The sequence below is a fragment of the Pasteurella atlantica genome (assembly GCF_963693435.1).
Taxonomy (GTDB): Bacteria; Pseudomonadota; Gammaproteobacteria; order Enterobacterales; family Pasteurellaceae; genus Phocoenobacter; species Phocoenobacter atlanticus.
In genome coordinates this window covers 2061676-2076305 of record NZ_OY856306.1, presented here as the reverse complement: position 1 = coordinate 2076305, position 14630 = coordinate 2061676, and the positions used below count along the sequence as shown (strand labels likewise).

Here is a 14630-nt window from a genome sequence, read left to right as displayed (position 1 = left end):
TTATTTGTTTGGTTTTAGTATAATAAACCTGTTGTTTTGAATAGTGATATTCGATAAAAATGATAAGAAAAAACAGTAGAAAGTAGATGTAAATAAGTAACATTGTTAGTTTTTATTTATGACTATTGTAGTGAAGTAAAATACATTATTATTTTTTAAAATAATATAGATTGTTGAATACAACCAAAATCTGCTATGGTATTATTTTTAGTAGTATCTAAAATCACTGAAATGGATTATAACTTGATAAGTTAAACAAAAGCATAAATATATGAACTTATTTCTTGTAGAAAAACAGCAAAACTTAGATAGTTATTGTGTAATTGGAGTAAAACCAGATATGCACAAACGCATTGGTGATATGTATTATGAGCAACGTTTAATACAAGATCAAATTACAAAACTCACAGGGCGTCGTTTTGCGTTAGGATATTATAATGACTTAGAGCAGTATAAGGCATTACTTGATAATGGTGCTGAGTTTGCAGAGCAATATGATATAAAATCAGGGGTTAAACTCTCGCCTAGTCAAATGAGACGTTTAACTACCGATTTAGTATGGTTGGAAAATCAAGAAATTACCTTAGCTGATGGCACAAAACAGACGGTTACTGTACCTAAAGTTTATCTACGCAGTCGCAATACTGATGTTAATACAGCAGGCAGTTTAATTAGTGCTAAATATATTGACTTAAAAAGTGGTGATATTGATACTCAAGGTGCTATTGTTGGTTTTGATGGTAATACGCTAAGAGCAAATAATCTTAATATTACAGGTAAGGTTGTGGGTGGCTCTGTTAATATTGATGCCACGAACAAAGTAAATATTGACGGTGGTTCTGTCACTGCTGAAGATAAGTTATTTGTAAAAGGTAAGACCGTTGATATTAAAACAACAACATCAAGTTATGGCAATGGTAGTGAGTTAAGTAGTGGTACAGTGATTGACCGTGTAGCTGGTTTACACCTAACAGGTTCAGATAAAGCTGATGCTTTGAATGCGATTGTTGTACAAACAGAAAATGATATTAATTTGAAAGGAGCAAAAATCACTAACAATGCTCAGAATAAAGGTATCACACAATTAATTGCTAAAAATGGTTCAGTAAATATTGATACGGTCAAAACTTTAAGAAAAGAAGGTTTTGGTAAGCTAACTGATAAAAATCATCGCCAATTATCTATTGAGCAAGAAGTGGGCAGTAACATTAATTCAAATACCTCTATTGTTATTAAGGCGGGCGATAAAGTGAATATCCGTCAAGGTGATATTAACAGTACGGCTGGTCATATAGGTATTCGTGGTGAAAAAGGGGTAGAGATTAGTGAGGGGCGTGATAAAGAAAGAATTAAAGGTGCGACCTATGATAAACATAAAGGATTTTTATCGTTATCAACCACTAAAACAATAAGAAGATATGATAATCAAAATAATGTTGCTATTTCATCAAATATCACGGGAAAAACAGTTGCTGTTCAAAGTGGTAAAGATGCAGATATTAATATTACAGGGAGTAATATTCTTAGTGATGATGGTACCTCAGTAGAAGCAGGTGGTAAGGTTACTATTGAAGCCGCTAAAAATTATTCTCGTCATAATGACTTTAAACAAACCAAAAAATCAGGATTTACGGCTAGTTTATCAGGCGGTGTTGCCAGCATTGGTTATGGGAAGTCTAGATCAAGCCTTGATCAAAAAGGTGCTAGTACTTCTTTAACAGGAAGTATCATTAATAGTCGTAATGGTAATAATACTGTTATTGCAGGTGATGATTTAAATCTTATTGCTTCTAAGGTTTCGGCTGGAGGTGATGTTAGCTTACGAGGTAAGAACGTTAATTTACTCACTGGAGCGGAAGAAAATTGTCCTGTCCGCACTACGGACAGCTCTTTCTTTAACTATGATTGAGTGATTTTTAGTCTAAATCTGCCTGCTTTTTTATAAATTAAGCAGGCGATTTTTTATTTCTAGCAAATTTTTTTAGATTTTAATCACTGATTTTTAAAAGTTACTTTAAAAACCTAAATTTTAACTATAATTATACCCTGTTCTCTGCGGACAGTTAAAAGTTGCAAATTTTAGTATAAATCATACCGCTTATTTATGTCTGTTTTTATTGTTTTGATACCAAACTTCATTTGGTGTTTTCCCTTTCAAATTTTGATGAGTGCGTTGGTTGTTGTACCAATATTTAAACAGAGTTAAAAAACTGTTTAACGTAAAATAACTTTCAATATAATGCGTTTTAATCATCGGCTTAAGTGTGCCAAATAATCTCTCTATTCTGCCATTGCACCACGGTGAAGCTACAGGTGTAGTTTGTTTTTTGATATTGACTAATTTTAAAAAAGTTTTAAACACAAAACTATTAAAAATAATTTCATTATCTGTGCGTACCTTTTGAGGTTTGCCATATTTTGCAATGGTTAGGCATAGATAACCGAGTAACATCCAACTGGATTTATTTTTGATGGGTTGTAAATAAAGTAATTTACGAGATCCGTGATCGAGAATACCCAGTAGCATTTGGGAGGAGTAAAAACTTAAATCCATTGCCCAAGTATGGTTGATTGCCACTTCTAGAGGTAATTTTTGCTTTATTCTATAACGTTGTTGTTGAATTTTATATTGATGTTTACGGATAGTATTTGCCACAAAAGTTTTGCCTACTTTTTCAGTAGTGTGTAGTCGATTAAAGGTATTGGCTATTTTTCTACAACCTGCTTGTTTTCCCATTGTCGCTTTAAGATAAATGATTTTATCAATAACCCATTGAGGTTTAGGATGATTTTTATGGGTATTGGGTTGAGTGGGGTTGGGTTTTGTGCAATAAGATTTTTGTGGTTTTGGGTAGTGGTATTGGATAAGTAATAGAAGGATAAAAAGGGAGATGAGTAACATCGTACCCTCCTGTTTGGTTATGATTTTATATAGGTTTATTTATGAGGGCTATTCTTCAAATTCCCAGTGACCGTTACTGCCTCGACCAATGTATTTTAGATTATCAATTTTGTTGATGTCTCGTTGAATGGTTTTTAGATCTACACCGAGTTCATCAGCTATAGCTTTACGGGTAATTTTATTATTTTCTTTTATGTGTTTTTTTATAATAAGAATACGTTCTTCTTTGGAATATGGTGTAATATTCTTAGGGACATTGTGAGAGACATCCTGAGAGACATCCTGAGAGGCATTACCTACTTTTTGAGTTGCAATTTTTCTTAAAGGTATAATTGTTTTAAAAATATTACCTTCCTCAAATAATGGGATGCTATCCGAGTATAATTTTGTATATTTGTAAGTGTTTCTCATTCCAGAATCTAGCTCATCTGCAAGTCCCATTTCTCTAAATACTTTAGAAATAGTGGGGTTTTTAGGATAAGGTTTAAACTGTAGCAGATCTAATGTTCCCATTTTGTGAGCTAAATTGCTATTTTCTATTGTGATTGCTTCATTATCAATAATAATTCTAGCAGGAAAACCACTTGAATAATCTCGATGTACTAACGTATTAGAAATAATTTCTCGTAAAATACAGTCTCTTGCACTGATATTGTGAATACCATCTAAAAAAAATAAATCATTAAGGTGTTTCTGACCGAATGCGAGCAGTCGCTCGTAGCTATCAATTAAATTTGTAATAACAACATCTCGATCATCATAGCGATCTTGATTTTCAACTCTAAAAATAGCATCAGTTTTATGTTGAGGGAGGACAGACATAATAGAATTATCTTTACCAAATAAAAGGATAGCAGCTAAAGTAATTCCTTCTTTATTCGTTTCAGGATCAACTAAAATCAGGTTGGTACTTCGAAGCATTTCCTGATCGTCCATCTCACCCCAAGGATGATTAGGTAATTTATTTTTTGCCATTTTTCGGGCTTTACTGATAAGTTTAGTATCTAAAAAATCTATTTTTAAGTTTGGATATACTTTATTCACAAAATAAGTATTTTGTTTTCTTGCATACATTTTATAAACAAGTTCTGAGTTATTTGTAATATTAATATCCCCTTCATAGGAGCGATCCAAAATTTTGCCGTTATGACGACAGACTTGATAACCTTCGGGAACGCGTATATAGATAATTAAATTATTATTGATTTCAATTTTTTCAGGAATTAAATACAAAGGAGGAAATATTTTTTGAGGGTTATTAATGGCTGTTGTAAATTCCTTAATAATTTTTTCAGCTTTTTGTTTATTGATACCAATAATCTCTTTGTTATCATTGATACCTAATAAAATATGACCACCATTTCTATTATTGAATGAGCAGACCGTATCAAATACATCTTTTGTTAATGTTGTTTTTGATTCTTTAAATTCAACATCTATTTTTTCACCATTTAAGATTAAATGTTGTATTTCTGTTGGCGTCATTCAAAAACTCCTTATATTTATTATTGCATTATTATGTTTTTTGTATGGGTATATTCTACCGCATTAGTGGGTTTTTTATCTATAAAGAAGATAAATTAATTAAGAGAATATTTTTATTTGTCTATTTTTATGGTGTTATTTTTCATTTAATATCAAATGGTTATGTTGTGGTTGGTTTATTCATAGTGATAATTTTGTGTGAGTATATTTATGCGACTATAATCGAAATTCTTATCTAAAAATAAAACTTATTTTAATTTTGCGATAAGGATTGTAAAAATAGCGTTTTATAAGCGGTTAGATAAATGCAACTTTTTTCAAATTTACATAAAATTAAACAATCCTATAACAAACCTATTTAACTGATGGTTATGATATAAAAACCTTTCAAATTTTGTTAAACTTATTCTCATTCTAGAAAAATAATAGGATCAAAAAATGATTACTCTTTATGGCATAAAAAATTGTGATACAGTTAAAAAAGCATTGAAATGGTGTGTGGATAATAATTTACCAGCAAGGTTACACGATTATCGTGTGGATGGATTAGATAAAGATTGGTTAATTAATATAGAAGCTATTTTAGGTTGGGATAAGTTGGTTAATAAACGCTCTACGACTTGGCGGAATTTAGATTCGGAAATTAAAGATAATTTGAATCGTGAGTTAGCATTAAAAGTATTATTGGAAAATCCTACGTTAATTAAGCGTCCAATTACCATTAAAGATGATGTTATGTTACTTGGTTTTAATGCAAATGAATATACAGCGAAATTAAAATAAAATGAAAACTGAAATTATTGATCTCGCTTGCAATTTAATTCAGCGAGAGTCTATAAGTCCTGAGGATAAAGGCTGTCAAAAAGTGATAGCTGATATTTTAGCCAAAGAAGGTTTTAATATTGAGTGGCTTGAATTTGGGGATACTTTAAATCTATGGGCAACTCACGGTGAAACTCTCGGTAAAAGTAATGACAAAGAAACTTCACCTTGTATCGCTTTTGCAGGACATACTGATGTTGTGCCAGTAGGCGATGAGTCACAATGGCAATATCCTCCATTTAGTGCAGAGATTGTGGATGATACGCTTTATGGACGTGGTGCGGCGGATATGAAAGGTTCACTTGCCGCAATGGTAATTGCCGTTCGTGACTTTGTAAAAAATAATCCAGATCACAAAGGTAAAGTGGCGTTGTTGATTACTTCTGATGAAGAAGCGGCTGCAAAAGATGGAACAGTTAAAGTAGTGGAAACATTAATGGCACGTAATGAAGTGGTTCATTATTGTGTGGTTGGAGAACCATCGAGTAGTCAAAAGTTAGGCGATACGATTAAAAATGGGCGTCGAGGTTCTATCACTGCGGATCTTTATATTGAGGGCGTTCAAGGACACGTAGCTTATCCTCATTTAGCAGAAAATCCCGTGCATAAAGCAACATCAATGTTAGATGAGTTAGTGAATTATCAATGGGATAAGGGTAATGATTTTTTTCCTGCAACAAGTTTACAGATTGCCAATATTCATGCAGGGACGGGCAGTAATAATGTCATTCCTGCACAACTTTATGTGCAGTTTAATTTACGTTTTAGTACAGAAATCAATGCGGAAATAATTAAAAATATTGTCGAAGAGTTGTTAGCAAAACACCAGTTGAAATACCGTATTGAGTGGAATTTATCAGGCAACCCATTTTTAACTGCAGAAGGTAAATTGATTGATATAGCGGTACGATCAATTGAAAAATTTGCAAATATTACGCCTAAATTAGACACATCAGGGGGAACGTCAGATGGACGTTTTATTGCTCAAATGGGAGCGGAAATTATAGAATTTGGACCTTTGAATAAAACCATTCATAAAGTTGATGAGTGTGTGAGTTGTGAAGATCTTGCCAAATCGGGATTGATCTATTTAGATATTTTAACGCAACTGTTAAAATAGTTTTTTTGAGTGATTATTGAGATAATTTTATGAATAGTATGCCAAATATTGGTTTTGTCAGTTTAGGTTGTCCTAAAAATTTAGTGGATTCAGAACGTATTTTAACGGAATTACGTACTGATGGTTATAACATTATTCCAAGTTATGAAAATGCAGATTTGGTTATTGTCAATACTTGTGGGTTTATTGATAGTGCAGTACAAGAGTCGTTAGAAACAATAGGGGAGGCCTTAGCCGAAAATGGGCGAGTGATTGTCACTGGTTGTTTGGGAGCAAAAGAAGATCGTATTCGTGAAGTTCATCCTAAAGTACTTGAGGTCACAGGTCCTCACAGCTATGAAGCAGTAATGCAACAAGTGTATAAATATGTACCAAAGCCTGAATATAATCCTTATGTAAACCTTGTTCCTGCACAAGGCGTTAAATTAACCCCAAAACACTATGCGTATTTGAAAATTTCTGAAGGCTGCGACCATCATTGTACTTTCTGTATTATTCCTTCAATGCGAGGAAAATTAGAGAGCCGTTCTATCACACAGGTTTTAGATGAAGCGAAACGGCTACGAGATTCAGGGGTAAAAGAATTGTTAGTCGTGTCACAAGATACTTCTGCCTATTCTTTAGAACAAGGTAAAGAAAGCCAATCAAAAACGGTATTTTGGCAAGGGAAACCGATAAAAAATAATTTAATTAGCTTATGTGAAGAATTAGGTTCACTCGGTATTTGGGTGCGTTTGCATTATGTTTATCCTTATCCACACGTTGATAATTTAATTCCGTTAATGGCGGAAGGTAAAATTCTGCCGTATTTAGATATTCCATTACAACACGCTAGCCCTAAAATATTAAAAGCAATGAAACGCCCCGGTTCCATTAATCGTACTCTTGAACGTATTAAAAAATGGCGTGAAATTTGCCCTGAATTAACCTTACGTTCTACTTTTATTGTCGGCTTTCCAGATGAAACAGAAGAGGATTTTCAACTGCTATTAGATTTCTTAAAAGAAGCACAGTTAGACCGAGTGGGCTGTTTTAAATTTAGCCCTGTTGATGGTGCAACGGCAACAGATATGCCAAATCAAGTGTCAGAAGAAGTGAAAGAAGAACGTTTTCATCGCTTTATGCAACTTCAACAACAAATTTCCGCACAGCGTTTACAACAAAAAGTGGGCAAAACATTGGCGGTGATTATTGATGAGATTAACGATGAAAATATTATCGGTCGTTCAATGGCAGATGCTCCTGAAATTGATGGTTTAGTTTATGTGGATAATTCTAAAAATGCAGAAATACAAGTTGGTGAAGTGGTAAATGTAGCCATTACAGAGGCTGATGAGTATGATTTGTGGGGAATGTTAGTTTAGATTTTTTCTTAAAATCAATAATGATTATGTAGATGCTATTAAGAAAAGCAAGCATAAAAATTGTAAATTTTAAACTAGATCTAACCGCTATATTTTATTGATTTTTAATATAACTTATTGATGTATAAATATATTGTAGAGACAGGGCATGCCCTGTCTCTACGTGAGGAATTAAATTTGTCAATTCTCGATTTTTTTAGATATCTAGCTTTGGCCACAATACTCCCTTTTGAGGAACACAGCTTATTTTGATTGGTTGATTTTGATAGATAAATTCTAATCGATAAGCGTGTAAATAAACACGATCAGCGTTTTCCCCACTATAAAGTTTATCCCCCAAAATTGGGCTACCTAAACTTTTCATTGCAACACGTAATTGATGGGTTTTACCTGTTTTAGGTTGTAAAATAAAATGGCGTAGGTTGGGTTCAATTGAGCGAGAGTGAAATTGTGTAATAGCAGGATTTTGTTTACTATGACACAGTTTCCACGCACCATTACGAGAACGCTCCATATCTCCCACAATTTTTCCCTGTTTCTTTCTCGGTTTGTCTGTTGCCAATGCCCAATACGTTTTTTGAATTTGATGATTTGCAAAAAGTTGCGAGAATGTGACCGCTACTTCACGCTTTAATGCCAAGATCAACAAACCAGAAGTTACTTTATCTAAACGATGTACCAACCACACTTGTTTTATGCCTAACTGTTGAGCAAGTTGTGAGGTTAATCCTGTTTCTTCATTATCTTTATGAACACTAATGCCCGCAGGTTTATTTATAACAATAAAGTCGTTATTTTGGTAGCAGATTGTAAATTTTTGATACATTTTATTTGATAGATAGAAAATAGAAGAGCCATTGTAACAAAAAATATGAATATGCTCTAATTAAGCAAGCGGTAGGATGTTGATCAAAATTTGCAAATTTTAATTACTATCTTACCGCTTAAATATTGCGTAATAAAATAGTTGCTTGTTATTTTATTACTTGAAATTTATTAAAAATCCCCCATCTATTCGTTGTGATAGTTTGAAGTTTATTCAACATCAAACTTAGAATTTAATCCTTAATATTTAGAGGGGAAAGCAAATGAATATTGAAAAATTTACCAGTAAATTCCAAGAAGCGATTGGCGAGGCTCAGTCGTTAGCTATTGGAAAAGATCATAATTATATTGAACCAACACATTTACTGATTACGTTATTAAAACAATCAGAAGGCAGTGTAGCTCCGCTGTTCACCAGTTTACAAGTTGATGTGGTGGCGTTGCAAAATCAATTAAATACGCTGATTAACAAATTGCCACAGGTTCAGGGGGCAAACACGCAACCAAGCCAGTCATTTATTCGTTTATTAACCTTATGTGAAAAACTGGCGACAGAGATGGGCGATAGCTATATTTCATCGGAAGTATTTGTGTTAGCCGCCTTAGAAGATCGTGGCGAGTTAGGGCAATTATTGAAACAGCTCGGTTTAAATAAAGCGAAAGTACAAAATGCGATTCAACAAATTAGAGGGGGTGAGAAAGTGAATAACCCAAACGCAGAAGAAACACGTCAAGCATTAGATAAATATACCATTGATTTAACCGAACGAGCCAAAGCGGGCAAGCTTGATCCTGTAATTGGACGAGATGAAGAAATCCGCCGAGCGATTCAAGTGTTGCAACGTCGTACCAAAAATAACCCTGTGTTAATCGGTGAACCGGGAGTCGGTAAAACAGCGATTGTGGAAGGGTTAGCACAACGCATTGTGAATAATGAAGTACCAGAAGGATTGCGTAATAAACGTGTGCTTTCATTAGATATGGGGGCGTTGATTGCGGGGGCAAAATACCGTGGCGAATTTGAAGAGCGTTTAAAAGCGGTATTGAAAGAGCTTGCCAAGGAAGAAGGACAAGTGATTTTATTCATTGATGAAATTCACACAATGGTCGGTGCAGGTAAAAGTGACGGAGCAATGGACGCAGGGAATTTATTAAAACCGTCATTAGCACGTGGCGAGTTGCACTGTTTAGGGGCGACAACCTTAGATGAATATCGTCAATATATTGAAAAAGATGCGGCGTTGGAACGTCGTTTTCAAAAGGTATTTATTGATGAGCCAACGGTGGAAGACACCATTGCGATTTTGCGTGGCTTGAAAGAGCGTTATGAAATTCATCATCACGTTAAAATTACCGATCCAGCCATTGTGGCGGCAGCAACTCTTTCACATCGTTATGTTTCCGATCGTCAGTTACCAGATAAAGCGATTGATTTAATTGATGAGGCAGCATCAAGCGTGCGAATGGAAATTGATTCTAAACCAGAACCGTTGGATCGTTTGGATCGCCGTATCATTCAGCTTAAATTGGAACAGCAAGCGTTACAAAAAGAAGACGATGAGGCAAGCCGTCAGCGTTTAGCAAAATTAGAGCAAGAAATGACCGCTAAGGAACGTGAATATGCTGAGCTTGAGGAAGTGTGGAAAGCTGAAAAATCTGCTCTTCTAGGTACTCAGCACTTAAAATCAGAGTTAGAAAATAGTCGTATTTTGATGGAACAAGCGAAGCGTGAAAGTAACTATGAAAAAATGTCAGAGTTGCAATATGGTGTTATTCCAGCCTTAGAAAAACAGCTCAAAGAAGCGGAAGAACGTGAGGAGCAAGGTACAGAAAACCATTTATTACGTACCAAAGTCACTGAAGAAGAAATTGCTGAAGTGCTTTCTCGTGCAACGGGTATTCCTGTGGCGAAAATGATGGAAGGCGAGAAAGAAAAACTACTTAAAATGGAACAGGAATTGCATAAACGTGTGATTGGGCAAAATGAGGCGGTGGAATCCGTCGCAAATGCGATCCGCCGTAGCCGAGCAGGATTATCAGATCCTAATCGTCCAATTGGTTCATTCTTATTCCTAGGACCGACAGGGGTTGGGAAAACTGAGCTTTGTAAAACATTGGCAAATTTCTTATTTGATGATGAAAATGCAATGGTTCGCATTGATATGTCAGAATTTATGGAAAAACACAGTGTTTCTCGTTTGGTCGGTGCACCTCCGGGCTATGTGGGCTATGAAGAAGGGGGCTATTTAACGGAGGCGGTACGTCGTCGTCCTTACTCTGTAATTTTGCTTGATGAAGTGGAAAAAGCCCATAGTGATGTGTTTAATATTTTATTACAAGTGCTTGATGATGGGCGTTTAACAGACGGACAAGGTCGCACCGTTGATTTTCGTAACACGGTTGTGATTATGACCTCAAACTTAGGCTCGGATTTAATTCAAGGTAATAATGATTTTACTTATGAAGAAATGCGGACAATGGTAATGGGGGTTGTGGGGCAACATTTCAGACCTGAATTTATTAACCGAATTGATGAAACGGTGGTGTTCCATTCATTGGGCGAAGAAAATATCAAAGCGATTGCAAAAATTCAGTTACAACGCTTGATTAACCGAATGGCAAGTCGAGGTTATCAAATTGAAGTGAGTGATAATGCCTTAACGCATATTGCAAAAGCAGGTTTTGATCCACTCTTTGGAGCAAGACCATTGAAACGAGCAATTCAGCAAGAATTTGAAAACCCACTTGCTCAACAGATTTTAAGTGGACGATTATTGCCGAATAATTTAATTACACTTGATGTAGTTGAAGGGCGAATTATTGTTTCTCAAGGATAAAGAAGAATAAAGAAAGATAAGTGATAATTTTATGGTAGCTATAAATTTTTAGTTAATACAGAGCAAGAGCTTTTTCTTTTTGGAAAAAATTAAAATGTTTTTGCTCTAGTTTAATCATTTTCTTACTTGTGTATTAGATGAAATTTCTTTATAATTCGCATCTATTGTGTTACATCGTGTTGTAATACAAATCAATGAGGGCGTTTTTGGTACCTCGCAATGGTGTTTAGTTTACTTGGTCAGATTCGGAAGAAAGCAGCCAGAATTAAGTTACCGTGTGCCGAGGAGTTGCTGGAAATGCCCTCACCCTTTTTTCCTCATTTTGAGTATATCAATGACTTCCATTAAACCAAAATTTAAACCTAATTCAATAAAAACGAAAACAAATCTTAAGGCTACTACAACTAAAATAAAGGCTCGTAGACCTTTACCCTCTCTTGAAGAAACAACAATAGTATTATTTAATAAACCTTATGATGTATTAACACAATTTAGTGATGATTCTGGTCGTAAAACCTTAAAAGATTTTATTGATATTGCGAATATTTATCCTGTTGGACGCTTAGATCGTGATAGTGAGGGATTGCTATTATTAACCAATAATGGGCAAATTCAACACCGTTTAGCTAATCCTAAATTTGAGAAGGCGAAAACGTATTGGGTACAAGTGGAAGGTGAACCTTCGCAAGAAGATTTGGAGAAATTACAACAAGGTGTAGTATTAAAAGATGGATTAACTAAAGCTGCAAAAGTGAAAGGTATTGAACCTCCTGAGTTTAATTGGAAAAGTGCCCCCAAAATACGTGAACGTAAAAATATTCCAACGAGTTGGATCGAATTAACAATTACAGAAGGAAGAAATCGCCAAGTAAGAAGAATGACCGCTCATATTGGTTTTCCTACGTTACGTTTAATTCGTGTTGGTTTGGGTGTGTTTAAGTTAAATGGCTTAGGTAGTGGTGAATATCGCATTTTAAATGATGATGAAAAACGTCAATTATTCAAACAATTAAAGCTATGAAGCGATTAAGCAGAGTGTAAATATTGTAATAATTAGGAATTCCCACATTCCTATTTGTTTAATATTAAGATTTTTTCTTGGCAATATGATGGCTCGAATTAATCCACATAAATAAGCAAAAGCAATAAAATAGTAACTAAATAACGCATAACTGATCATCAATAAAATATGTGAGTTTATACTCAGTTTTCTATAGAGCGGATTTTTTCGTTCTCGGGCAACACTTTTAACATAAAATGTAGTAACAGTAAAAAAAAGTGTTGGATGAATTAATATATCGATATTATATTGCTGAGTGGTTAAATAATAGCCTGCCATCCCTACAATACCAAAAATTAAATAGCCTGTAATATCATTAATTAGATTGCGTTCATCTTTTTGTTTTGTATAGTAAATTTGGACTAGTACAAGCGGTATCATTGGAATAAAAAATTGCAAAATTTTAGGTTGATAAAAAATGACAGGAAGAGCAAAAATAACACTGATAATTGCATAAATTATTACCCATTTTTTGTTTCTAGTCGTAGGTTTTCTATTAAATAGGGCAAGAAATGGATAAGAAAAAAGATATAAAAATAACCAAGAAAGAGTAAAAAAAATATAAATAAAATGAAAATGAGTGAGACTTATACCGTATAAAAGAGGTATAAATGCCATCACTAATGCACCATATTGATTTGAAATAACAGGCTTATTTTTTATCATTTTTATTTGTTATATAAAAATAAAGGCTGACAAATGCCAGCCTCAAATAACGAATTAGAATAGTTTTTTTGCGACTTCAAAGAGTTTTTCATCAAATGGACGTTTCATTGTAGTAATTGCTTCAATGATGTCGTGATGAACAAGCTCTTCTCTTTGCATTCCAACACAGCGTCCAGCGTGTCCTTCTAGTAATAATTCAACAGCATAAACCCCCATGCGAGAGGCTAAAATACGGTCAAATGCACAAGGCGAACCGCCTCGTTGAATATGTCCTAAAATCGTTGCACGAGTTTCATTTCCTAATCTTGCTTCAATTTCTTTTGCAAGTTCGTGAACATCACATTTATGTTCTGTAATGGCGACAATTGCGTGACGTTTTCCTTCATTTAGATCTGCTTCAATATTTTTGATGAGATCTTCTCTATCAAATTCTTTTTCTGCGGTAACGATATAATCACAACCACCAGCGATTGCTGCATTAATAGTTAAATCACCACAGTAACGTCCCATAATTTCTACCAGTGAAATACGACGATGTGAGGTTGAAGTGTCACGAAGATAGTCAATTGCGGTTAACACGGTTTCTAATGCGGTTTGATATCCGATACAGTAGTCTGTACCTGGAATATCATTATCAATAGTACCAGGTAAACCAATGCAAGGGTAACCAAATTCTTCAGTAATAAGTTTAGCCCCCATATAAGAGCCGTCTCCACCGATAACAATTAACGCATCAATATTGTGTTTTTCTAAAGTTTTGACTGCTTGTTTACGAACTTGTGGATCTTTAAATTCTGGAAAACGGGCAGAACCTAAAAATGTTCCGCCTCTATTTAATTTATCTGCAACTGAATGATGCTCTAGTTTGATCACTTGATCATGATACAAACCATAATAGCCATCTGTAATACCATAAACTTCTAAGCCTTCACTTAGCCCTGCACGTACAATCCCACGAATTGCGGCATTCATACCTGGCGCATCGCCACCACTGGTTAAAATTGCAATTTTTTTAATCATAAAATATCCTTAAAAATAGAGTTAAATTTATTAAAATCCGAAATGCTGTAAAGATTACCTTATTCGTATTCTTGATTCTAGAAAAAATACGTAAAATTAGTCAAAACTTTGATCTAACAACGAGTTTCAGTTGGAAGCGTTGCTTTTTGCCACGCTTCAAAGCCACCAGTAATGCTATAGACATTATCAAAACCTTGTTCAACTAAAAATTGTGCCGTATTACGACTGCTTATTCCGTGATAACAAAGTACCATAATATGTTGATCATAATCATAATTATCTAAAAACTGACCATAACTTTTATTGGTTAAGTGAAAAGCTGTCTTTGGGTGACTTTGCTCATAATGAATATTGTCTCGAGTATCAACAATAATTGCGGTGTTATTTTCAATTTTTTGCCAAGCCTGTTCAGGACTAATTTCAGTAAAGGTATTCATAGAGAGTCAGTTAGTTTAAGTTTAGTTTATTTTAACGTAAAAGCGAGATAACAGAAAGATAAAAATTTTAGTATTGTTATATTGAAATTTGA

General features: G+C 34.3%; 12 protein-coding genes and 1 other RNA gene. 7 read left to right on the top strand and 6 right to left on the bottom strand.

Annotated features, from left to right (window positions below):
- The first annotated feature begins 271 nt into the window (after window positions 1-271).
- The gene (locus tag U9966_RS09555) at window positions 272-1909 is read left to right on the top strand and encodes a hemagglutinin repeat-containing protein (RefSeq protein WP_306354456.1); all 1638 of its coding nucleotides are present in this window, start codon (window positions 272-274) and stop codon (window positions 1907-1909) included.
- A 189-nt stretch (window positions 1910-2098) separates the two neighbouring features.
- Here U9966_RS09555 and U9966_RS09550 read toward each other — a convergent pair whose 3' ends face one another.
- Window positions 2099-2902 carry an integrase core domain-containing protein gene (locus tag U9966_RS09550; RefSeq protein ID WP_322631701.1) on the bottom strand — a complete coding sequence of 268 codons (804 nt, stop codon included), beginning with the start codon at window positions 2900-2902 and terminating at the stop codon, window positions 2099-2101.
- Window positions 2903-2950: 48 nt separating this feature from the next.
- Window positions 2951-4387, bottom strand: coding sequence for an AlbA family DNA-binding domain-containing protein (locus U9966_RS09545; RefSeq protein WP_306347699.1), 1437 nt, complete (start codon window positions 4385-4387; stop codon window positions 2951-2953).
- A gap of 438 nt (window positions 4388-4825) precedes the next feature.
- Between U9966_RS09545 and U9966_RS09540 the strand changes: the two genes are divergently transcribed.
- The 3 genes from U9966_RS09540 to rimO are packed head-to-tail and all read left to right on the top strand — an operon-like array spanning window position 4826 to window position 7693.
- Window positions 4826-5170: an ArsC family reductase gene (locus tag U9966_RS09540; RefSeq protein WP_306347700.1), complete on the top strand. Its 345-nt coding sequence runs from the start codon at window positions 4826-4828 to the stop codon at window positions 5168-5170.
- A 1-nt stretch (window position 5171) separates the two neighbouring features.
- Entirely contained in the window at window positions 5172-6329 is a 1158-nt protein-coding gene (gene dapE / locus U9966_RS09535) for a succinyl-diaminopimelate desuccinylase (RefSeq protein WP_306347701.1), read from the top strand.
- Between the two features lie 29 nt (window positions 6330-6358).
- Window positions 6359-7693, top strand: coding sequence for a 30S ribosomal protein S12 methylthiotransferase RimO (gene rimO / locus U9966_RS09530; protein ID WP_306347702.1), 1335 nt, complete (start codon window positions 6359-6361; stop codon window positions 7691-7693).
- Between the two features lie 196 nt (window positions 7694-7889).
- Here the strand turns inward: rimO and U9966_RS09525 are convergent, their stop codons facing one another.
- On the bottom strand, window positions 7890-8519 hold the full coding sequence (locus U9966_RS09525; protein ID WP_306347703.1) for a TIGR01621 family pseudouridine synthase: 630 nt from the start codon (window positions 8517-8519) through the stop codon (window positions 7890-7892).
- Between the two features lie 262 nt (window positions 8520-8781).
- On the opposite strand from U9966_RS09525, the gene clpB reads away from it, so the two are divergent.
- From clpB to U9966_RS09510, 3 genes are all read left to right on the top strand, one after another.
- Window positions 8782-11355, top strand: a complete 2574-nt coding sequence (gene clpB, locus U9966_RS09520) for an ATP-dependent chaperone ClpB (RefSeq protein WP_306347704.1) — start codon at window positions 8782-8784, stop codon at window positions 11353-11355.
- Window positions 11356-11559: 204 nt separating this feature from the next.
- Window positions 11560-11655, top strand: an RNA gene (gene ffs / locus U9966_RS09515) — signal recognition particle sRNA small type.
- 34 nt (window positions 11656-11689) lie between these two features.
- A complete protein-coding gene (locus U9966_RS09510; protein ID WP_306347705.1) occupies window positions 11690-12376 on the top strand; it encodes a pseudouridine synthase in 687 nt (228 codons plus the stop codon).
- Here U9966_RS09510 and U9966_RS09505 read toward each other — a convergent pair.
- The 3 genes from U9966_RS09505 to glpE form a co-directional block, all read right to left on the bottom strand.
- On the bottom strand, window positions 12371-13081 hold the full coding sequence (locus tag U9966_RS09505) for a YwiC-like family protein (RefSeq protein WP_306347706.1): 711 nt from the start codon (window positions 13079-13081) through the stop codon (window positions 12371-12373). The genes U9966_RS09510 and U9966_RS09505 overlap by 6 nt on opposite strands.
- Window positions 13082-13135: 54 nt before the next feature.
- Window positions 13136-14101, bottom strand: a complete 966-nt coding sequence (gene pfkA / locus U9966_RS09500; protein ID WP_306347707.1) for a 6-phosphofructokinase — start codon at window positions 14099-14101, stop codon at window positions 13136-13138.
- A gap of 113 nt (window positions 14102-14214) precedes the next feature.
- A complete protein-coding gene (gene glpE, locus U9966_RS09495; RefSeq protein WP_306347708.1) occupies window positions 14215-14538 on the bottom strand; it encodes a thiosulfate sulfurtransferase GlpE in 324 nt (107 codons plus the stop codon).
- Window positions 14539-14630: the final 92 nt, after the last annotated feature.

Bases quoted from the DNA above. Each gene is read 5' to 3' on its own strand.
- U9966_RS09545 (WP_306347699.1), bottom strand. From the start codon at position 4,387: ATGACGCCAACAGAAATACAACATTTAATCTTAAATGGTGAAAAAATA.
- U9966_RS09525 (WP_306347703.1), bottom strand. From the start codon at position 8,519: ATGTATCAAAAATTTACAATCTGCTACCAAAATAACGACTTTATTGTT.
- U9966_RS09540 (WP_306347700.1), top strand. From the start codon at position 4,826: ATGATTACTCTTTATGGCATAAAAAATTGTGATACAGTTAAAAAAGCA.
- rimO (WP_306347702.1), top strand. From the start codon at position 6,359: ATGAATAGTATGCCAAATATTGGTTTTGTCAGTTTAGGTTGTCCTAAA.
- clpB (WP_306347704.1), top strand. From the start codon at position 8,782: ATGAATATTGAAAAATTTACCAGTAAATTCCAAGAAGCGATTGGCGAG.
- U9966_RS09505 (WP_306347706.1), bottom strand. From the start codon at position 13,081: ATGATAAAAAATAAGCCTGTTATTTCAAATCAATATGGTGCATTAGTG.
- U9966_RS09510 (WP_306347705.1), top strand. From the start codon at position 11,690: ATGACTTCCATTAAACCAAAATTTAAACCTAATTCAATAAAAACGAAA.
- glpE (WP_306347708.1), bottom strand. From the start codon at position 14,538: ATGAATACCTTTACTGAAATTAGTCCTGAACAGGCTTGGCAAAAAATT.
- U9966_RS09550 (WP_322631701.1), bottom strand. From the start codon at position 2,902: ATGTTACTCATCTCCCTTTTTATCCTTCTATTACTTATCCAATACCAC.
- dapE (WP_306347701.1), top strand. From the start codon at position 5,172: ATGAAAACTGAAATTATTGATCTCGCTTGCAATTTAATTCAGCGAGAG.
- U9966_RS09555 (WP_306354456.1), top strand. From the start codon at position 272: ATGAACTTATTTCTTGTAGAAAAACAGCAAAACTTAGATAGTTATTGT.
- pfkA (WP_306347707.1), bottom strand. From the start codon at position 14,101: ATGATTAAAAAAATTGCAATTTTAACCAGTGGTGGCGATGCGCCAGGT.